Raw genomic sequence first — 19,257 nt, forward strand, 5'->3', positions numbered from 1 at the left:
ATATGGATTAGCCAACCGGCAGGCCGGCCCGCTGCAAAAGCAGCCGCTTCACCTGCCAGCGGAACAAAAACTCCCATGCCTCCAAATGTTTTTTCGCTTCAAACGCTGTACGCCCCCAGACCGTGATGCCATGGTTTTGGATCAACACGGCGCCGGCGTCGCCATGGATATAGTTCGCAAACTCCCGAGCGAGCGTTGGAATGTCGGCGTAATTGTCAATGATCGGGATGCGCACGGCGGCATTTTCTTCCCAAATGCCGAACGCCTTGATGATTTCCTGGCCGGAAAAGACCGCTTCCCCGTTTTGCGCATACAGTTCAGAAATCAAGTTGTTGTCGACCGTATGAACGTGCAAGACGCAGCCGGCATTCGTCCGTCCGTAAATTTCCGCGTGCAAGAGCGTCTCGGCCGAGGGCTTCAAGTTTGTTTCCTCCGCCGGTTTTCCGGCGGCGTCAACGAGCAGAAAATCCTCATCCGTTTGCTTCCGCTTATCCTTGCCGCTCGCTGTCACCAAAAACGTCAATGGGTCGTCCGTCACCTTGATCGACAAATTGCCGCTTGTCGCGAAAAACCAGTCGCGGGCGGCGAGCTCAGCTTTCACTTCCGCGAGCTCGTTCCACTTTTTCACGACAATGCTCATACGATCACCTCCATTCGCTGCAACGCATCAATCACGTCAAAAAACGTTGCAAACGGCGCATGCGGCAAGCCGAGCTCTTGGCATTTTTGGAGCAGAAAATCGCGCGCCATCACGTAATCCGCTTGCTTCGCCACCGCTAAATCCGTAATCGAATCGCCAATGACGACATGGTATCCGTCCGGGCGGGCAAGCTTGCGAAGGAGCGATGGCTTGCAGCAGCCGCAGCCGTTTTGGCACTCACCGTCGCACGCATGCGGCCATGTGATGCGGATCGTCTCACCGCTGAAATCGGAGCCGTTGCAAAAAATGCGCTCCGGTTCAATGAGCCCTTCAAGCAGCGGATAGACAAAAAAGTCGATGCCGCCGCTGACGATATAAAGCGGAATGCCTCGCTCTTTCGTAAACGCGACAAACTCTCGGAATCCCGCGCGCAACCGAGCGGTGCGCCGCAGGAAATCCACAATTTCATCCTTCAACGTGGACGGAAGGAGGGAAAACATCTTCCCCACTCCTTCCTGAACGGAAATGCGCTCAGCGAGAATGTCGTCTTTTAACGCCTCCCACTCCGGCGGGGCGAACTGTTTCATAATAGCGATGATGTTGTCGTTTTCCGTAATGGTGCCGTCAAAATCACAAAAGAGAACGAGCTGTTTCGTCATGCTTCCACCTCAACGACGCCCCAGCGGTCGATCGCTTTTTGCAGCGCTTCGTTTTCTGCAGCCGCCGCACGAAGCGGACGGCCGGCCAACACCGCGTCGATCGCCGCGCGAAACGCCTTTCCGCCGCCGATCGCCCCGTCCGGATGGCCGTGAATGCCGCCGCCGGCGTTGACGATGGTGTCAAGGCCGAAATCGCGGATGATGAGCGGCACCAATCCCGGGTGAATGCCGGCCGACGGCACCGGAAACGCCCGGGCAAACGGCTCTTGGTCGTCGGTGAGCGCCCTTGCGATGCCAAGCGCCTGCTCACGCTCCAAGGCCACGCTGCCATACGGCGACGGGAACAGGACAAAGTCGGCGCCGGCGAGCCGCAAAAGCTTTCCAAGCCAAAGCGAAGGCGCCACCCCATAAAATTCAGACGGCGTAACAGCGCCGCTGAACGCCGGGTGAGCCATAATCGGCACCACAATCTCCTCATCCTCGCGCAACGCCTGCAACACGTCAAGCCCATAAGCGAAGACGTTAAACAACAGCACATCAGCGCCAAGCTCGGCGGCTCGTTTCGCTTTGTCCTTTAACGCAAACGTTTTGCCGGTCAAGTTGACGGCATACAACGTCCGCTTGCCTGTTTGTTCGTACACTTCCTGAAGCGCCGCCTTGCCCTCGGTGATCCGCTTTTCAAACGGAAGAAGTTCGCTGTCAAACAAAATTTCATCGTCTTTGACCAGGTCAACGCCGCCGAGCGCCTGTTTTTTCAATTCCGACGTCAAGTACGCCAAATCGCGGCCGATCATGCCTTTAAAAATGCTCATCAACAGTGGGCGGTTATGCACCCCGACTCGGTCGCGAATGCCGTCGATGCCAAAGCGCGGCCCAGGAAACTGTCGCTTCCATTCATCCGGAAACTCTAAATCAAGCAGCCGCACTTCACCGTCGAGCGACAGCTTGCCGAACGTCGTGACCAACAATGCCGGCAAATCGGCGCTGAAGTTGACTGTCGGGTAGGCGATTTTGACGATCGCCCGCTTCAGCCGCTTGCCGAAATAGGCGTTTACCCGCTCGCTTTCGCCAAGCTCGTCAATAGCGACGACTTCCCCTTTATGTTTGCGAAGCTGCTCCTGCTCCAACGCCGGCAAGTCGGTCCACGTGCCGATCGTCAAGCCGAGCGCGATCCCTTCCGCCTTTTTCCGAATGTCTGTTTCATCATGAAGCAAATACGTTGCCATCACTGCACTCATCGTTCATCCCTCTCAATCTCGAAATAAAAACGCCTCTTCATAAGAAGAGGCGTCACTCATCCATGGCGCTCTTCTTATCTCTCAGCGTTTCCGCTGCAAGAATTAGCACCGTGCTTGGCGCGCGCCAAGCCGGTTGCCGGGCTTCATTGGGCTCGTCCCTCCGCCTGCTCTTGATAAGAAAGCCTGCTCGTTTATGCACTTGTCAAACAATTGGCAAATTTACTTTGAATTATGACATCGCCGATTGGCGTTGTCAATCATTTTTCAAAAATTTTTTTCGAACAATCCAAGGCGGCCGATCCGCTCCGCCGCTTCGCGAAGCCGCGCTTCATCGGTCAACAATCCAACGCGCACATACCCTTCGCCGTGTTTTCCAAAACCGATGCCTGGGGCGACGGCGACGTGCGCCCGCTCAAGCAACAGATCGGCAAATTCGGCGGATGATGCGCCTTTTGGCAACGGAAGCCAGGCGAAAAATGATCCAGACGGCGCCGGCGCTTCCCAGCCGATCGCGCAGAGCGCAGCGATGAACGCATTGCGGCGCGCCTCATACAATGCGACCAACTCCGTGACACAATCTTGCGGACCAAGGAGCGCCGCGGCGGCCGCTTCCTGGATGGCGCCGAACAAGCTGACATACAAATGATCCTGCAAAAGCTCAAGCGCCCGAATGATCCGCTCGTTGCCGACGGCAAACGCCACACGCCAGCCGGCCATATTGTATGTTTTCGAAAACGTATAAATTTCGACGCCGACGTCTTTCGCCCCATCGGCTTCCAGGAAGCTGACCGGTTTCCGGCCGTCAAAGCCGATCGCCCCATAAGCGAAATCGTGCACGACGGCAATGCCGTGCTTGGCGGCAAACGCCACCGTCTCCGCGAAAAATTCCTTTGTCGCCGTCGCACCGGTCGGATTGTTCGGATAGTTTAAAAACATGAGCTTCGCTCGGTCGGCGACCGACTCCGGAATGGCTTCGTAATCCGGTAAGAATCCGTTTTCCGAAGAAAGCGGCATCATCTCCATCCGCGCGCGGGCAAGCGCGATCCCCGACCAATAGTCCGGATAGCCCGGGTCCGGGACAAGCACCACATCGCCCGGGTTGACGAGGCAAAGCGGCAGCTCGACAAGCCCGGCCTTGCCGCCGAACAAAATGGCGACTTCGCGGTCTGGATCGACGTTCACCCCGTATTCACGCGCGTAAAACGCGGCAATGGCTTCTTTCAAAAAGAAGTAGCCTTGAAATGGCGAATATTTATGGTATTTCGGATTGGCCGCCGCCCGCTGCATCGCCTCGACGATATGCTTTGGCGTCGGCTGATCCGGGTTGCCTTGCCCTAAATTGATCACGTCGCATCCGGCCTTGATTTTCTCCCCGACTTTTGCGACAAGCGAGGCGAAAAATTGCTTTGGCAGCTGCTCAAGCAGCTCGGAAAAAGGAATTTCCATCGTCATCGCCCACACCTTCTTAAAAAATTCTTGAAATTCTAGTGCAACATCATATATCGTAAAAAGCAAAATGTAAAGCAAAATTTTTTCGAGGTGAAAACTCATGACGATCCGCATCGCCTGCCTCCAGCTTGATATTGCATTTGGCGATCCAGCAAAAAACGAACAGCAAGCCGAACAGGCCGTGGAATCCGCTGCCAAAGACGGCGCTGACATCATCGTGCTGCCAGAGTTATGGACGACCGGCTACGATTTGACGCGCCTGGATGAAATTGCCGACGAAGGCGCCGAACGGGCGAAGGCGCTCGCTTCCCGATTGGCGCAAACGTACGGCGTCCATTTCGTCGCTGGTTCGGTCGCCAAAAAAACAGCCGCCGGCGTGACAAACACGATGATCGTGGCCGACCGCCATGGCCAAATCGTCGGCGAATACAGCAAACTCCATCTGTTCCAATTAATGGATGAACATTTGTATTTGCAGCCGGGAAGCAGCTTAGGCTTGTTTTCGCTCGACGGGCTTGCATGCGCCGGGGTCATTTGCTATGACATCCGCTTTCCGGAGTGGATTCGCGCCCATGCGTTGGCCGGAGCGGAAGTGCTGTTTGTCGTCGCCGAATGGCCGCTTCCCCGCCTGCACCATTGGCGGACGCTCTTGATGGCGCGGGCGATTGAAAACCAATGCTACGTCGTCGCCTGCAACCGGGCTGGCCGCGACCCGAACAACGTCTTTGCCGGCCATTCGCTCGTCATCGACCCATGGGGCGAAGTGATCGCCGAGGCGGACGAGAAGCCGGGCATTCTCTCGGCCGACATCGATCCCGCACTCGTTGCGGACGTCCGCGCACGCATCCCGGTGTTTGCCGACCGCCGGCCGCACGACTACGAAGCGGCAAAAAATTTTTTCAAAACGTATTGACAATCGATTGATCGACCATGTATCATTCGAATCAAACAACCAAACGATTGACAACATCGTGAAAATTGCAAAAACTGAATACGAGAAATCGGTACTCTTATCAAGAGTTGGCTGAGGGAATTGGCCCAATGAAGCCCAGCAACCGACCGTAATACTATCGTGAGATAGGGCGCACGCCAAGGGCGGCGCCGGAAGCGTCATGCTTCCGCAGGGCACGGTGCTAAGTCCAACAGAAAGACCGATGTCTTTCTGAAAGATAAGAGGCGCGAAGAACGAATGAATCTTCAAGCCTCTTTCCGTATGCGAAAGAGGCTTTTTCATTTGCCGGAAACGCCGAGATTTCAGCGCCGCGTCAGAACCGGCATTTGAAAACGAGCGAAATGAAAAAAGGGGGAACAAGGAAATGACCACTGTTCAAACATCGGTTTACGAACCGCTGACCGAACCGAAGGCGGTATCTCTCGCTGTCCGCCTCGGCCTATTCCGCGACGGAGCGCCGCTTGCCTGCCGCGAGATCGGCGACGGGAACTTGAACCTTGTTTTTCATATCGTCGATCAAGAAACGAAACAAGGCGTCATCATCAAACAAGCGTTGCCGTACGCCAAAGTGGTCGGCGAAAGCTGGCCGCTCACGTTAAAGCGCGCTGTCATTGAAAGCAACGCGCTGCGCACGTTTGCGAGCTACGTGCCGCAATACGTGCCGAAAGTCTACTATTCTGACGAATCGCTCGCCATTACGGTGATGGAAGACTTATCCCGTTTGCAAATCGCCCGCAAAGGGCTGATCGAAGGGAAAACGTATCCGCTTTTGTCCCAGCATATCGGCGAGTTTGTCGCCAAAACGGCATTTTATACGTCTGACTTCGGCATGAACCAGCAAGAGAAAAAGAAATTGGCGCAAAGCTTCGTCAATCCGGAACTGTGCAAAATTACCGAAGACCTCGTCTTCACCGACCCGTTTTTTGACCACGAAACGAACAACTTTGAAGACGAATTGCGCCCAGACGTTGAAGCGCTTTGGCGCGATGACCGACTCCACCTAGAAGCAGCAAAGCTGAAGCGCAAGTTTTTAACCGAAGCCGATGTGCTCTTGCATGGCGATTTGCATACCGGCAGCATTTTCGTAAGCGCCGACGAAACGAAAGTGATCGACCCAGAATTCGCCTTTTACGGTCCGATCGGGTTTGACCTTGGCCAATTTTTCGCCAATTTGCTGTTAAATGCGTTGTCCCGCTCTGAATTAGAGCGCCAACCGCTCTTTGACCACATCGACCGGACATGGGACGTCTTTGCGTCCGTGTTCTCAAACCTTTGGCGCACCGAGAGCGTGGAAACGTACGCCGCGACGCCGGGCTTGCTCGAGGACGTGCTCCGGCACGCGTTCATCGACGCCGTCGGCTTTGCCGGCTGCGAAGTCATCCGCCGGACGATCGGCCTCGCCCATGTGGCGGACCTTGACGGCATCGAGCACAAAGATGAACGGCTTGTTGCCAAACGGCATGCCCTCCGTCTCGGCCGCCGCTTGATCATTGAGCGCCGCGTGTTCACCGGAACGGAAGACTTCCGCCGCCTGTTTGCCGAAACGGAACAATAATGCCATACAATCGTCCGGGTCTCGACGCAAGCTGCGCGGCGCTGACCCGGACAAACCAAAAAAAAGAGAAAGGAAGATGGCGATGAGCACCTTTGCCATCCCACGCTCCGTTGAATGGCGCGAGACGCATGTGACGATTTTAAACCAGCAAAAGCTTCCATCCATCATCGAATATATCGACTTGCACACTCTGGAAGACGTCTATGAGGCGATTGCCACGCTGAAAGTGCGCGGCGCGCCGGCGATCGGCATCACCGCCGCCTATGGCCTGGCGCTTGCCGCTTTACGCTACGACACCGAATCGCTCGATGAATTCCGCCGTCGCTTGAAACGAGATCGTGACTACCTAGCCAGTGCCCGGCCGACTGCCGTCAACTTGTTTTGGGCGCTCGATCGGCTCGTCACCGCTGCGGCCGACGCCCTTTCCGTCAACGAGGCCAAAACGACGCTCGTCCACGAAGCGATTCGCATTCAAGTAGAAGACGAGGATGTGTGCCGCCGCATTGGCGAGCATGCCTTGTCGCTCTTCAGGCCCGGCGAGCGGGTGATGACGATTTGCAACGCCGGCTCGATCGCCACCGCCCGCTACGGAACGGCGCTCGCCCCGTTTTATTTGGCGAAAGAAAAAGGAATTGAACTATCCGTTTACGCTCTCGAGACGCGGCCGGTGTTGCAAGGGGCGCGCCTGACCGCTTGGGAACTGATGCAAGCGGGCGTTGATGTGACGCTCATCACCGACAACATGGCAGCGCAAGCGATCAAGGCGAAAGGCATTGGCGCCATCATCGTCGGCGCCGACCGGATCGCGCAAAACGGCGATACGGCGAACAAAATCGGCACGTTCGGCCTGGCCTTGCTCGCGAAGTCGTTTGACATTCCGTTTTACGTCGCTGCGCCGTTGTCCACGATCGATTTGACGACGAAAACAGGTGCGGACATCCCGATCGAAGAGCGCCATCCGGATGAAGTGACCCACATCGCCGGCGTGCGCATCGCCCCGGAAGGCGTCAACGTATACAATCCGGCGTTTGACGTAACGCCAAACGAACTCATTACCGCGATCATTACCGAAAAAGGCATCATTCGCGGCAATTACAACGCAACGCTGCCATCATTATTCACAAAGGAGGAGCAGCATGAAACGATTTAAGGCCTTATCGTTCCTTTCTCTTCTTTTCTTTGCCGTGTTCTCCGTCTTGGCCGGCTGCACGAACGAGCAAGACGCCGTGAGCTCTAAGCCGGCCAACGAAACGAAGCAAACGGCCATCCAAGGCGACACCGTCTCATCCAACAGCCAAACCGCATCGAGCAGCGAACAGGCGGCCATCCCGGAGAAGCTGAAAAAACCGGTGAAGATCGCCGCCATTATGCAACTGTCCATCGGCACGTTCTCATCGCAATACATCGCCGGCGTCAAAGAACAAGTGCAAAAATTCGGCGGCGAGGTGCAAATTTACAACGCCGACAACGATTTAACCAAAATGGCATCGTACGTTGAGACGGCCATTACACAAAATGTGGACGCCATTTTGCTTGACCACGGCCGCGCCGATGCGCTCGAAGGCCCGGTGAAAAAAGCCGTCGCCAAAGGCATTCCAGTTGTGGCGTTTGACAACGATTTGAACATTCCCGGCGTCACCGTCATCGACCAAGACGACTACAGCCTCGCCTGGAAAACATTAAAAACGCTCGCAGAAGACTTAAACGGGGAAGGCAACATCGTCACGATTTGGGTCGGCGGCTTTACCCCGATGGAACGCCGCCATGTCATTTATGACGCGTTCAAAAAACGCTATCCGAACATTAAAGAAATTGCCAAGTTTGGCACGGCGAGCGCCAACACAGCTTTGGACACACAAACGCAAATGGAAGCGATTTTGAAAAAATACCCGAACAAAGGCGACATTGACGCTGTCTTCGCAACTTGGGACGAGTTCGCCAAAGGGGCGACGCGCGCCATCGAGCAAGCTGGGCGCACGGAAATTAAAGTGTATGGCATCGATTTGAGCGATGAAGACTTGCAAATGATCCAAAAACCAAACAGCCCATGGGTGGCGACAACGGCGACCGACCCAGCCGAAGTCGGCCGCGTCCAAGTGCGGTTCGCGTATCAAAAAATCGCTGGAGAAAAAACGCCGAACATTTACTCGCTTGAGCCGCATTTAGTGAAACGGTCCGATCTTCCGGACAAACAAGTGTCGATGAATGAGCTTTCGCAATACATCCCGGGCTGGGGGCAATCCAATGTCGCCATCTCGCCGTGGATGAAAACGTTGGAAGCCCAGGTGAACAAAAAATGAACGGGTTGTCAATGCGGGGCATGGAAAAATCGTTTGGCGCCGTGCGCGTGCTCGACGGCGTGGACTTCGACGTTCGTCCTGGCGAAGTCCACGCCCTTTTAGGCATGAACGGCGCCGGCAAAAGCACGCTCATGAACATTTTGGCCGGCGCCATTCCGCCTGACGCTGGTACGATCACGATCGACGGTACGATATACACGTTTTCATCGCCGCGCGAAGCAAAACAAGCCGGCATCGGCCTCGTCGTTCAAGAAGTTGACACAGCGCTCTTTCCCGGCTTGCCGATTTACGAAAATGTAGCGGCGGACGAGTTCGTCCATGTGAAGCAACGGCCGATTCGCTCGCTGCGTCAAGAAAAAGAGCGGGCCGCCGCCCTGCTTCGCCGCGTCGGCCTGTCGTTGCCGCCGACGAAATTGGTTCGCGACTGCTCGCTCCATGAAAAGCAGCTGATTGTGCTCGCCAAAGTGCTGTCATCCAACGCGCGCTATATCATCCTAGACGAACCGACGGCCGCCTTAAGCGAGGCGGAAACAAGGCGTCTGTTTGCCATCATCGATGAACTGAAGCAGCAAGGCGTCGGCTTTATTTACATCTCTCATAAACTGAAAGAAGTTCAGGAGATCGCTGACCGGCTGACGATTTTGCGCGACGGCCGCGTCGTCTATCACGGAGGCGCCCGCAGCCTGCCGCTTGAGGACATCGTCCTTCATATGACTGGAACGAAGCGGACCGCCGCCGCGAAACAAGCACGCACATACAGAAGCGACATCGCGTTTGCCGCCCGCGGAATTTTGATCGACAAAACCGGGACAACAGTCGACCTATACGCCCACCGCGGCGAAATCGTCGGCATCGCTGGCCTCGTCGGCGCCGGCAAGACGGAGCTTGCCGAAAGCCTCATCGCCCACCGGAACACATCCGGCGAGTGGGAAATTGATGGCAGACGCTATGTGTTCTCATCGCCTTATGAAGCCATCGACGCCGGCCTTTGCCTCATCCCGGAAGAACGGCGCAAACAAGGGTTGTTTTTGCCCGAATCAGTGAAAACGAACTTGACCGTCCGCCTTCTTTCCCGCCTGTCGCGCTGGCAATGGATCAGCTGGGCGAAAGAAGCGGCTGAAGCCGACGGGCTCGTCCGCTCGCTAGGTGTTCATCCGCCGTCAAGCACCACCGTCGTTCGCCACTTGAGCGGCGGCAATCAACAAAAAGTCGTCATCGGCAAATGGCTCAACACAAACGCACGCGTCTTTTTGTTTGACGAACCGACCAAAGGGATCGACGTCCATGCGAAGCAAGAGGTGTTTTCCATCATTCGCTCCCTTGCCGATGAAGGAAAAACGGTGCTGTACTTTTCCAGCGAATTTCAAGAGCTGCTTGACATTTGCGACACCATCTACGTGATGGTCGACGGCCGGCTGCTCGCTCGCCTGCCGGCCGCTGAATTGACGTATGAACAGCTTGTTTACTATTGCAGCGGAGGTGAGATCCATGAGCCAGCCAGCCGTTTCCACAACGCCGTCGAAAAAAACGGCGCCGTCCATTCTTGAATGGTTGTATAAACACGGCACCTTGCTGGCCATTCTTGCCGTTATCGCCTACTTCGGCATCACGCAAGACCGATTTTTTACGTATGAAAACTTCAGTGACATTTTGCGGTCCATTTCGATCGTGACGCTCGTGGCAATCGGCATTACGTTTTCGCTCATCGTCGATGGCTTCGATTTGTCCGTCGGCTCGACGGTGAGCCTAGCGACGATCGCGAGCGCAGCGGCGCTCGTCCTGTACCGCCAAGAAATTTTCATCACCCTGCTCGTGCCGCTGTTGCTCGGCATTGCTGTCGGGCTCTTGAACTCGTTGTTGATCGTCAAATTCAAATTGCCCGATTTGCTCGCGACGTTGGCGACGATGTACGCCATTAACGGCGTGCAGCTCACCTATACGAAAGGGTTTTCGATCTACAACGACATGCCGCTGCCCGATGGCGGCACGGCGCCGGGCAAATTCATTCCTTCCTTTTTATTTATCGGCCAGGGAGAGCTGTTCGGCGTGCCGTTTTCGGTCTTGCTTATGCTGTTTGTCGTCATTGCCGCTCATCTGTTTTTAACGTACACGAAACCCGGCCGCCTCTTTTATTTGACCGGGGAAAACCGCGAGGCGGCAAGGCTCTCAGGCATCCCGGTCAACCGCTATCGGACATATGCATACGTCATCAGCGGGTTTTTTGCGGCCTTAGGCGGCATCGTCCTTGCCTCGCGCATCGGCACCGGGCAAGTGTCGGCCGGCGCCTCGCTTTTAATGGACAGCGTCGCCGCCGCCTACATCGGCTTTTCCGTCTTTGGCGCCGGCAAGCCGAACGTCATCGGCACATTGTTCGGCTCGATTTTAATGGGCGTGTTGCTGAACGGCTTGACGATGGCAAACGTTCCGTATTACGCCCAAGACATTATAAAAGGCGCCATTTTAGTCGGCGCCCTCGCCTTGTCGCATTGGCAAAAAAAATAACGCCCGATCTCTGCCCCCGTGGATGGCAATCCTCGGGGGCAGACGCGTTTTTCTAGGCAAGCCGTCAGCCTCTTTTTCCGCCTGCTTCATTGCAGCATCCGCATACAACGCCTTCCAAACCCTTTGCCTGTTCCACGAACGCAAGAGCGTCATCTACGTAAGCGGCGCTCAAGCTCCAACAGCTTCGCCTTCACATCGGTGCGGCTTCCAGCATAGCCAATGAGAGCGCCGTTTTTGCCGACAACGCGGTGGCACGGAACGAGAATCGACAGTTCATTCGCCCGGTTTGCCTGACCGACGGCGCGCACCGCTTTCGGGCGGCCGATTTGCGCGGCGATGTCAGCGTATGTCGCCGTCTCGCCGTACGGAATGCGGCAAAGCGCCGCCCACACCTCTTCTTGGAAGGCAGTTCCCTTCCACTTCAGCGGCAAGTCAAATGCTTGGCGTCGACCGTGGAAATACTCATCCAGCTGCCTAAGCGCGCGTTCAAGAAGCGGCGACCAGCTTTTGACAGCCGGATGTTCGCCGGCGAACGCGCGCCATTCTTCTGGAAACAGCTCGACTTTGACAATCGCGTCGCCGTCGGAGGCGATGTAAATGTCGCCGAGCAGCTCTGAGCGGTATACTGCATATTCAATCGTCATCGTCGTCCTCCCTTTCCATTCGTTCGATCGGCAGCGTGATATGGAACGTCGTGCCGACGCCGACTTCGCTTTCCACTTCAATTTTCCCTTGGTGCTCTTCTATGATTTTATAGCTGACCATCAAGCCGAGGCCGGTGCCGCGTTCTTTCGTCGTATAAAACGGCTCGCCAAGCTTTTTGATTTTATCTTTTGGAATGCCGCATCCTTGGTCGGTGATGGAGATGCGCACATAGCACCCGGCGCGGGTGATGCGCACCGTAATGTCCCCGCCTTTTGGCATCACTTCGATGGCGTTTTTCAAAATATTGATGAACACTTGCTTCAACTGATTCGGCTCGCAATACACCGGCGGCAGCCCGCGCTCGAAGTCGGCGATGATTTGCACGTTGTGCATCATCGCTTGGGCGCTGATCAAATCGATCGTGTCTTGCATAATTTTGCAGATATCATTTTGTTTGTACTGCACCGCCTGGGGCTTCGCCAAGACCAGAAACTCGGTGATGATCGACTCAATCCGTTTCAATTCCGACATAATGACATTAAAATACATCGAATAGTCGCCGTCAATGCTTCCTTGCAACAGCTGAATGAAACCCTTTAGCGCCGTCATCGGATTGCGGATTTCATGGGCGATGCCGGCGGCCAATTCCCCGACGACGTTGAGCGTATCCGACTTGCGCAACTGCAGCTCCATCTCCTTGCGCTCGGTCACATCGCGCAGCATCATCATCCCGACGCCGGGAATCACTTCCTTTTTCAGTGAAAACTCAATAATTCTCCCTTTTCCCTCGTCGAAAAATTCGACCTCGCCGCTCGCTTCGCCGGTGCGTTGGCATTGTTGAAGCAGCTTGTTGAGCTGGCGGCGCGCCCGCTCCGGAACGAGCTCGACCACCATTCGGCCAAGCAGCGCCTCCTTTTCGACGGAAAAAATGCCGCAGACAACCGGATTGGCGTCGATGATCCGATGCTTGGCATCCCAAAGCAAAATACCATCCATCGCATGATCGAAAATGCTCCGGAACTTTTGCTCGCTTTCGCGCAGCTCGCGCTCGATTTTCCGCCGCTCGCTCACATTGCGGAAAATCGTCAAGTGGTACCCGTCGATCGCTCCTTTTTTCATGGTGAACTCGAGCTGCTTATCCTCACCGTTCGGCATATGAAACGTCAGCTCGTCACGGATTTCCCCTTTGCGCCGGAACTCGCTGAAAATGCGTTTCACCTTTTCGTCCCCATAGTCGACAAAATCAAACAAATTGCGGCGCACAAGCAAATTCAAGGGCAGCTCAAACGTCCGGCTCGCCGCCGGATTGGCGTTCAATATGTAGCCAAAATCGTCCCAAATGAGGATCGCCTCATGCGCTTGTTCGAAAATAGCCCGGAACCGTTCTTCGCTTTTTTGCAACTTGATTTCCATATTTTTTCTTTCTGTCACATCGCGCATAATGGCCATGTAAAACCCGCTATAGACGTTGGAAGTCGCCGTCAGCTCAAACATTTTCACCGTTCCGTCCGGGCGGACAAGCGACAACTCGCCTTTGGCCGTTCCCTTTTCTTTCACTTCCGCGAGCAGCCGAGCGAACTCATTGGCGCATTCGCGGGCGACGAACTGCTGAAACGACAAATTGAGCAGTTTTCCTTTTTCCAAGTTCAAGCTCATCGAAAACGCCGGATTGACATCGATAAACCGCCCAAATTCATCGAAAATGACGATGCCGTCAACGGCGCGGTTGAATACGTCGCGAAACAAAAACTCATGAATGATGCGTTCGCGCTCAAGCGCCTTATGGGCTGAGATGTCGCGCATCATGACAAGGTCAAATTCGTCGAACACATCCTTTTTCATCGAAAATTCCACATGCTTCACTTTGCCGTCCGGCAGTTTGATGAGCAGTTCATCGCTGAACGAACCGAACTTTTGCAGCATCGACTGCTGAAACAGCAAAATATCGGGCGGCACAAGTTCGAGGAACGAAGAAAACGAATGGCCGATCAACGAAAACTTATCCATCTCAAACAGCTTGCACGCCGCTTCGTTCACATCGACAAATTCACCGTTTTTATTTAAAATCACGATCGCATCGAGCGACCGCTCAAAAATGATCGAATAACTGTTCAACCGCTCTTTTAACCGCCGATTTTCCTCTTCAAGCGACCGCACATCCGTCGATGCATTTTGTTCTTCCCGAGGAGAAAGGCTTTGGGCCATATCCATCTCTCCTTGTCTATTCAAACCATTCAACGAAATATATATTCGATGTGGAAAAATTTACTCCTCCCTTGATTTACGAAGATTTTTTAAAATTCTTTTCCACAATGTTCGACAAGTTTTTCAGCTTTTTCATTTGGCTAAACTGCATGATAGTCAACTCTCCCCCCTCGCTTAAAGCCAAATGAAAGCTTCCAATTGCATCTATAAATTATAGACAAAGGAGTTTTGCTGCTATATTATAGACAAAGGGGTTTTGTTGCGATGAACATCGTCTGTGCGACATTGAATGCCAAATATATTCATATGAATTTAGCCATCCGCTATTTAAAAGCATACGCTCAGCCCGAATTTGACGTCAAGCTTGTTGAGTATACGATCAAAGACCCGGTGCTGAACATTGTGACTGATTTGTACCAACGCCGTCCGGATGTCATCGGCTTCAGCTGCTACATTTGGAACATTGAAGAAACGATCAAAGTCGTCAAGCTGTTGAAAAAAGCAGCGCCGAATATTGTCATCGTCGCCGGCGGACCGGAAGTGTCGTACGATGTGCGTGAATGGATGGAGCGGGTGCCGGAGTTTGACTTTATCGTCGTCGGCGAAGGAGAGGAAACGTTTAAACAGCTGCTTTTCGCTTTAGACGGCCATGGAGACGTCCGTGATGTCGCCGGTCTCGCATTTCGCGACGGGGGCCGCATTGTCATCAATCCGCAGCGAAACAAAATCCACCTTGCCGACATGCCGTCGCCGTTTCGCTTCCCGGAAGACATTCCTCATCTTCCAAACCGGGTCGTGTATGTTGAAACGAGCCGCGGCTGCCCGTTCAGCTGCCAATTTTGCCTGTCCTCGATTGAAGTCGGCGTCCGCTACTTTGACCGCGAAAAAATTAAAGACGACTTGCGCTACTTGATGCGGCACGGAGCGCGGACGATCAAGTTCGTCGACCGGACGTTCAACATCAGCCGCAGCTATGCAATGGACATGTTTCGCTTTTTAATTGACGAACATGTACCGGGCACGGTATTTCAGTTTGAAATTACCGCCGACATTATGCGCCCGGAGGTCATCGAGTTTTTAAACAAGGAGGCGCCGCCCGGCCTGTTCCGTTTTGAAATCGGCGTCCAGTCGACGAACGACGAAGTAAACCGGCTCATTATGCGCAAACAAAACTTCGCCAAACTTTCGCGAACGGTGACGATGATTAAAGAAGGCGGGAAAATCGCCCAGCATTTGGATTTGATCGCCGGGCTGCCGGAAGAAGATTACGACTCGTTCCGAAAGACGTTTAACGACGTGTTCGCCCTCCGTCCGGAAGAACTGCAGCTTGGCTTTTTGAAACTGCTGCGCGGCACTGGGTTGCGCCTGCGCGCCGAGGAGTACGGCTATGTGTATATGGACCATGCGCCATACGAAGTGCTCGCCAACAACGTCTTGTCGTTTGATGACGTCATCCGCATCAAGCAAGTGGAAGACGTGCTCGAAAAGTATTGGAACGCCCATCGAATGGACGAAACGATCGAGTACTTGGTGACCGATGTGTTCCCATCGCCGTTTGACTTTTTCCAGCAGTTTGGCACGTATTGGGATGAGCGCGGCTGGGCGCGCATTGGCCACCAGTTGGAAGACTTGTTCCGCCGCCTGCATGAGTTTTTGCGTACGTGTATGCCAGATGCCCTGCCTGTCGCCGAGTCGCTTATGAAATACGACTATTTGCGCAACCAAAAATACAAACCACGCAAGCCGTGGTGGAATGAAAAAACGGAGAAAACGACGCGCACAACCGTTTACCGCGCGCTGCTTGAGCGCCCCGAGGTGCTTGGGGAGGACTTTGCCGCCCTCGGGCTCGGGGAAAAGGAATTGTTTAAACATACGGTCGTGGAAATCGTGCCGGTTGATGTCGGCCGCTATATCGCCGCGAAGCAGCTCTCGTTTGCGCCAACCGTCATCGTCGCCTATTTTGATCCGTCCGGCACCGGCGCAACGCTGTTTTCCGCGCCGCTGTCCGCCTTGTCCGCTTCGGCATCCGCCTAACGGCCAAACGCCGGAGGCACGGCTTTTTTGTGCACCACGTGAAAAAGCAGGGAGCGTTATCCCTGCTTTTTTCGTTTCTTTTCATTTTCTTTCGCCCGTTTTTGTTCCTCCATGATCCAAAGCGGCTCGTGGGCAGCGAAATCGCCCCATTCAAACGCCGTTTCTTCATTCGTTCGAGCGGGCCGCTTCTTATGCTCTTTACCCATCCCCGCCTCCTTGCCGCCCTTTTTTCGAATTGCGGTTCGCGCCGCGGATCATGTCCTCCTCGCCGGCATATTGTGCCGCAAATTCGGTATCCGGCAGGCTTTCGGTCGGCGTTTTATTGTTGTTTTTCGCCGCGTCAAATTTCACTTTTCGTTTCATCGCTTTGCCTCCTCCTGATCGATCGTTTCCCGCTGGTAAGCGACAAGCACAATTTCTTCTCCTGTTTCTTCACGCAGCCGCTGTTCAAGCTGCTGGAGCTGGCGGAGCGTCCCGTCATGGAGACGGGCGACCGGGAACGCTACATTGTTCACCCGCATCCTCCTTCCCACATTTTTTCTTATCGTGTCTCGGCCGCACTGCCTTTATGCATCGCTAGAACGTTACGGCTTGAGCACGACTTTAATACAGCCGTCTTTCTTTTCGTCGAAAATTTCGTATGCGTATTGCGCCTCATCAAGCGGCAGGCGATGGGTAATGATATCGGTCGGATCGAACTTCCCTTCCACGATCCACTCGTATAACGTCGGAATGTAATGAATGACCGGCGCCTGCCCCATTTTCAGCGTAATGTTGCGTGAGAACAAATCGCCGAGCGGAAACTGGTTGTAGCGGGCGCCATATACCCCGACGAGCTGGATCGTTCCGCCTTTGCGCACCGCCTGCGAAGCGATGACGATCGCCCCCATCGCCCCGCCTTGCAGCTTCAGCGCTGAGCCAATAAGCTCAAGCGGCGTCATCTTTCCGTCGAGCCCGACACAATCGATGACGACATCGGCCCCGCCTCCGGTCATTTCTTTAATATATTCTCCGACATTCTCGTATTCAGTGAAATTTAACGTTTCGACTTTGTTCGTCTTTTTCGCATGTTCGATCCGATAATCGATGTAATCAACGGCGATGACGCGTTTCGCCCCTTTCATCCAGGCAAACTTTTGCGTCAGCAGCCCAACTGGGCCGCAGCCGAGCACGACAACAGTGTCGCCATCTTTTACCCCCGCCTCATCAACGCCCCAAAACGCGGTCGGGATGATGTCCGACAAAAACAGTAATTTTTCATCTTCCAACTCACAGTTTTCCGGGACGACAAACGGAGTGAAGTTGGCAAACGGAACGCGCAAATATTCAGCCTGCCCGCCCGGGTAGCCGCCAAACGTCTCGGAATAGCCGAAATACCCCCCCGATTCGCCGTTTGGGTTCGACGCATCGCATTGGCTTTCGAGCCCGTGCTGGCAATACCAGCATTGCCCGCAGGCGATCGTAAACGGCACGATGACCCGGTCGCCTTTTTTCACTTTCGTCACCGCCGGGCCGACTTCCTCGACAATGCCCATCGGTTCATGGCCGATAATGAAATCTTCCGGCATGTTCGGAATCATCCCATGCACTAAATGGAGATCGGAGCCGCAAATCGCGGTGCTGGTAATTTTGACAATAATGTCATCGTCTTTTAAAATTTTCGGATCAGGCATTTGTTTGACAGCTACATCTTTGATGCCTTGATACGTAACGGCTTTCATGCTACTCCTCCTTCATCGGTTTCTGGGCGAATGAGCCAAAAAGCAGCAGCGCCGCCAAGCAGCGCCATGACGCTAAGAAGCAACAGGAGCGGCGCCGTGCCATGTTTCATCAGCCACGCCGCCAGCAGCGGACCAGCGGCAACGCCGATAAAGCGAAGCGAACTGTAAAATGATGTCACCGTTCCGCGCTCTTTTTCCTCAATCCCTTCGGTGATCAGTGCATCCAAACATGGCAACGCCGCGCCAATGCCGATTCCAGCTGCCGAAAACAGCGCCATCAAAAACGAGAGGGACGGATAAAGCGGAACGATGGCTAACGCGAGGGCGGATAGCGCGCTGCCGGCGATAATGCCCCATTTCATCCGCCATTTATGGTCGCCAATTACTTTCCCGGCCGCAAACGAGGCAAGACAGAGGGCGCCAAGCGGGATGGCGAGCACCCACCCTTTCATCATTCCATCAATGCGATAAACGTCCTCAAGGCGGCTCGAAAGAAAAAATAAAAAGGCAAACAACACGAGCATCAACAAGCCGCCGATGGCAAACACGCCAACGAGCCATCGCCCTTCGCGGCGGAAGATCGCCCCCACCATTGCCACAAACGCTCGAAACGGCAGCGGCCGTTCACGACGTGTCGGCGCCCGGACAAACGATGCCATCATTACCACCGATACAAGGCAAAAGACAGGGAACGAAAAGAACGGCAAAAACCAAACCAATCCAGCCAGCAGCGCTCCGAGAATCGGGCTTAGCACTTTGCCAAACGTATTCGCCGTTTCAATCGTCCCTAAACAGCTGCTCGCCTCGTCGTCGTTCGGAAACAAATCGCCGACAAGCGGGAGCACGATCGGAAATGCCCCCGGCCGCTCCAAGCCCTTGCAGCATGCGCCCAGCAATTATCCATACGTACGGATCATCCATCCGCCAAGCGGTCCACCCTGCCAGCATCCCGCCAGTCGCCGCCAAAAACAGACTCGGGACGATGACCTTCTTCCTTCCGATGCGGTCGCTTATATACCCGGCAACCGGAATGAACAAAATCGCCACGATTGAATACATCGTAATCACTAAACTTGACTGCACCGGCGTAATGCCAAGCTGTTTTCCCATGACCGGCAGTACGGGGATCAGCATCGAATTTCCAAGCGTCATCACAAGGGGAATCGAAGCGAGCGCGGCCACCGTCCACCCCCGCCCGACCTGCCTCCCTGTCTGTTTCGGCAGCTGCATCGTCCACTCCATCGTTCCATTCCTTCCTTATGTACTGGTATTCACCATACCTTTATCATCTCCGTTTTCTCGGCATACATGCGAAAGGAAGATGCGCAACAAATGGATGCTCCCCTCAAAATAAAGA

At 54.5% G+C, this 19,257-nt stretch carries 17 protein-coding genes, 1 pseudogene and 2 riboswitches; of the genes and pseudogenes, 7 read left to right on the forward strand and 11 right to left on the reverse strand.

The features are described 5' to 3' along the window. Positions 1-7: 7 nt before the first annotated feature. The 4 genes from ACVX3G_RS15500 to ACVX3G_RS15515 form a co-directional block, all read right to left on the reverse strand. Positions 8-640: a methylthioribulose 1-phosphate dehydratase gene (locus ACVX3G_RS15500; protein WP_013145967.1), complete on the reverse strand. Its 633-nt coding sequence runs from the start codon at positions 638-640 to the stop codon at positions 8-10. Further along, entirely contained in the window at positions 637-1,299 is a 663-nt protein-coding gene (gene mtnX, locus ACVX3G_RS15505) for a 2-hydroxy-3-keto-5-methylthiopentenyl-1-phosphate phosphatase (RefSeq protein WP_014195271.1), read from the reverse strand. The genes ACVX3G_RS15500 and mtnX overlap by 4 nt, the downstream gene beginning before the upstream one ends. Next, complete coding sequence (mtnW, locus tag ACVX3G_RS15510; RefSeq protein WP_025039214.1) at positions 1,296-2,537, reverse strand: 2,3-diketo-5-methylthiopentyl-1-phosphate enolase; 1,242 nt, start codon at positions 2,535-2,537, stop codon at positions 1,296-1,298. The genes mtnX and mtnW overlap by 4 nt, the downstream gene beginning before the upstream one ends. Positions 2,538-2,608: 71 nt before the next feature. Further along, a riboswitch (SAM riboswitch) is annotated at positions 2,609-2,717 on the reverse strand. A gap of 84 nt (positions 2,718-2,801) precedes the next feature. Beyond that, positions 2,802-3,989 carry a pyridoxal phosphate-dependent aminotransferase gene (locus ACVX3G_RS15515; RefSeq protein WP_025039213.1) on the reverse strand — a complete coding sequence of 396 codons (1,188 nt, stop codon included), beginning with the start codon at positions 3,987-3,989 and terminating at the stop codon, positions 2,802-2,804. Between the two features lie 97 nt (positions 3,990-4,086). On the opposite strand from ACVX3G_RS15515, the gene ACVX3G_RS15520 reads away from it, so the two are divergent. The 6 genes from ACVX3G_RS15520 (at position 4,087) to ACVX3G_RS15545 (ending at position 11,295) form a co-directional block, all read left to right on the forward strand. Beyond that, positions 4,087-4,899 (forward strand): carbon-nitrogen family hydrolase, encoded by an 813-nt coding sequence (locus ACVX3G_RS15520; RefSeq protein ID WP_014195268.1) that lies wholly within the window; start codon positions 4,087-4,089, stop codon positions 4,897-4,899. 94 nt (positions 4,900-4,993) lie between these two features. Continuing rightward, positions 4,994-5,162, forward strand: a riboswitch (SAM riboswitch). 140 nt (positions 5,163-5,302) lie between these two features. Beyond that, positions 5,303-6,493 (forward strand): S-methyl-5-thioribose kinase, encoded by a 1,191-nt coding sequence (gene mtnK / locus ACVX3G_RS15525; RefSeq protein WP_014195267.1) that lies wholly within the window; start codon positions 5,303-5,305, stop codon positions 6,491-6,493. Positions 6,494-6,575: 82 nt separating this feature from the next. Then, the gene (mtnA, locus tag ACVX3G_RS15530; protein WP_011230450.1) at positions 6,576-7,643 is read left to right on the forward strand and encodes an S-methyl-5-thioribose-1-phosphate isomerase; all 1,068 of its coding nucleotides are present in this window, start codon (positions 6,576-6,578) and stop codon (positions 7,641-7,643) included. Beyond that, positions 7,630-8,793: a sugar ABC transporter substrate-binding protein gene (locus ACVX3G_RS15535; protein ID WP_014195266.1), complete on the forward strand. Its 1,164-nt coding sequence runs from the start codon at positions 7,630-7,632 to the stop codon at positions 8,791-8,793. Before mtnA ends, ACVX3G_RS15535 begins: the two co-directional genes overlap by 14 nt. Continuing rightward, on the forward strand, positions 8,790-10,340 hold the full coding sequence (locus tag ACVX3G_RS15540) for a sugar ABC transporter ATP-binding protein (protein WP_011230448.1): 1,551 nt from the start codon (positions 8,790-8,792) through the stop codon (positions 10,338-10,340). The genes ACVX3G_RS15535 and ACVX3G_RS15540 overlap by 4 nt, the downstream gene beginning before the upstream one ends. Then, positions 10,282-11,295, forward strand: coding sequence for an ABC transporter permease (locus ACVX3G_RS15545; RefSeq protein WP_011230447.1), 1,014 nt, complete (start codon positions 10,282-10,284; stop codon positions 11,293-11,295). The genes ACVX3G_RS15540 and ACVX3G_RS15545 overlap by 59 nt, the downstream gene beginning before the upstream one ends. Before the next feature lie 149 nt (positions 11,296-11,444). Here ACVX3G_RS15545 and ACVX3G_RS15550 read toward each other — a convergent pair whose 3' ends face one another. After that, complete coding sequence (locus ACVX3G_RS15550) at positions 11,445-11,939, reverse strand: methylated-DNA--[protein]-cysteine S-methyltransferase (RefSeq protein ID WP_011230446.1); 495 nt, start codon at positions 11,937-11,939, stop codon at positions 11,445-11,447. Then, the gene (locus ACVX3G_RS15555; protein WP_033012781.1) at positions 11,929-14,145 is read right to left on the reverse strand and encodes a PAS domain-containing sensor histidine kinase; all 2,217 of its coding nucleotides are present in this window, start codon (positions 14,143-14,145) and stop codon (positions 11,929-11,931) included. Before ACVX3G_RS15555 ends, ACVX3G_RS15550 begins: the two co-directional genes overlap by 11 nt. Positions 14,146-14,409: 264 nt before the next feature. On the opposite strand from ACVX3G_RS15555, the gene ACVX3G_RS15560 reads away from it, so the two are divergent. Then, a complete protein-coding gene (locus tag ACVX3G_RS15560) occupies positions 14,410-16,179 on the forward strand; it encodes a B12-binding domain-containing radical SAM protein (protein ID WP_014195261.1) in 1,770 nt (589 codons plus the stop codon). 56 nt (positions 16,180-16,235) lie between these two features. On the opposite strand, the gene ACVX3G_RS15565 is transcribed toward ACVX3G_RS15560, so the two are convergent. The 5 genes and pseudogenes from ACVX3G_RS15565 to ACVX3G_RS15585 all read right to left on the reverse strand — a co-directional run bounded on the left by ACVX3G_RS15565 (position 16,236) and on the right by ACVX3G_RS15585 (position 19,142). After that, positions 16,236-16,385, reverse strand: coding sequence for a hypothetical protein (locus tag ACVX3G_RS15565; RefSeq protein ID WP_014195260.1), 150 nt, complete (start codon positions 16,383-16,385; stop codon positions 16,236-16,238). Beyond that, the gene (locus ACVX3G_RS15570) at positions 16,378-16,542 is read right to left on the reverse strand and encodes a hypothetical protein (protein ID WP_014195259.1); all 165 of its coding nucleotides are present in this window, start codon (positions 16,540-16,542) and stop codon (positions 16,378-16,380) included. The genes ACVX3G_RS15565 and ACVX3G_RS15570 overlap by 8 nt, the downstream gene beginning before the upstream one ends. Beyond that, positions 16,539-16,694, reverse strand: a complete 156-nt coding sequence (locus ACVX3G_RS15575; RefSeq protein ID WP_014195258.1) for a hypothetical protein — start codon at positions 16,692-16,694, stop codon at positions 16,539-16,541. Before ACVX3G_RS15575 ends, ACVX3G_RS15570 begins: the two co-directional genes overlap by 4 nt. 69 nt (positions 16,695-16,763) lie before the next feature. Beyond that, positions 16,764-17,900 (reverse strand): zinc-dependent alcohol dehydrogenase, encoded by a 1,137-nt coding sequence (locus ACVX3G_RS15580; RefSeq protein WP_011230439.1) that lies wholly within the window; start codon positions 17,898-17,900, stop codon positions 16,764-16,766. Then, positions 17,897-19,142: pseudogene (locus tag ACVX3G_RS15585) on the reverse strand (MFS transporter). Before ACVX3G_RS15585 ends, ACVX3G_RS15580 begins: the two are co-directional and overlap by 4 nt. Positions 19,143-19,257: the final 115 nt, after the last annotated feature.

The sequence above is a fragment of the Geobacillus sp. PLS 41 genome, from assembly GCF_056494105.1.

Bases quoted from the DNA above. Each gene is read 5' to 3' on its own strand.
- ACVX3G_RS15555 (WP_033012781.1), bottom strand. From the start codon at position 14,145: ATGGCCCAAAGCCTTTCTCCTCGGGAAGAACAAAATGCATCGACGGAT.
- ACVX3G_RS15580 (WP_011230439.1), bottom strand. From the start codon at position 17,900: ATGAAAGCCGTTACGTATCAAGGCATCAAAGATGTAGCTGTCAAACAA.
- mtnW (WP_025039214.1), bottom strand. From the start codon at position 2,537: ATGAGTGCAGTGATGGCAACGTATTTGCTTCATGATGAAACAGACATT.
- mtnX (WP_014195271.1), bottom strand. From the start codon at position 1,299: ATGACGAAACAGCTCGTTCTCTTTTGTGATTTTGACGGCACCATTACG.
- ACVX3G_RS15500 (WP_013145967.1), bottom strand. From the start codon at position 640: ATGAGCATTGTCGTGAAAAAGTGGAACGAGCTCGCGGAAGTGAAAGCT.
- mtnK (WP_014195267.1), top strand. From the start codon at position 5,303: ATGACCACTGTTCAAACATCGGTTTACGAACCGCTGACCGAACCGAAG.
- mtnA (WP_011230450.1), top strand. From the start codon at position 6,576: ATGAGCACCTTTGCCATCCCACGCTCCGTTGAATGGCGCGAGACGCAT.
- ACVX3G_RS15565 (WP_014195260.1), bottom strand. From the start codon at position 16,385: ATGGGTAAAGAGCATAAGAAGCGGCCCGCTCGAACGAATGAAGAAACG.
- ACVX3G_RS15570 (WP_014195259.1), bottom strand. From the start codon at position 16,542: ATGAAACGAAAAGTGAAATTTGACGCGGCGAAAAACAACAATAAAACG.
- ACVX3G_RS15520 (WP_014195268.1), top strand. From the start codon at position 4,087: ATGACGATCCGCATCGCCTGCCTCCAGCTTGATATTGCATTTGGCGAT.
- ACVX3G_RS15560 (WP_014195261.1), top strand. From the start codon at position 14,410: ATGAACATCGTCTGTGCGACATTGAATGCCAAATATATTCATATGAAT.
- ACVX3G_RS15515 (WP_025039213.1), bottom strand. From the start codon at position 3,989: ATGACGATGGAAATTCCTTTTTCCGAGCTGCTTGAGCAGCTGCCAAAG.
- ACVX3G_RS15535 (WP_014195266.1), top strand. From the start codon at position 7,630: ATGAAACGATTTAAGGCCTTATCGTTCCTTTCTCTTCTTTTCTTTGCC.
- ACVX3G_RS15550 (WP_011230446.1), bottom strand. From the start codon at position 11,939: ATGACGATTGAATATGCAGTATACCGCTCAGAGCTGCTCGGCGACATT.
- ACVX3G_RS15545 (WP_011230447.1), top strand. From the start codon at position 10,282: ATGAGCCAGCCAGCCGTTTCCACAACGCCGTCGAAAAAAACGGCGCCG.
- ACVX3G_RS15540 (WP_011230448.1), top strand. From the start codon at position 8,790: ATGAACGGGTTGTCAATGCGGGGCATGGAAAAATCGTTTGGCGCCGTG.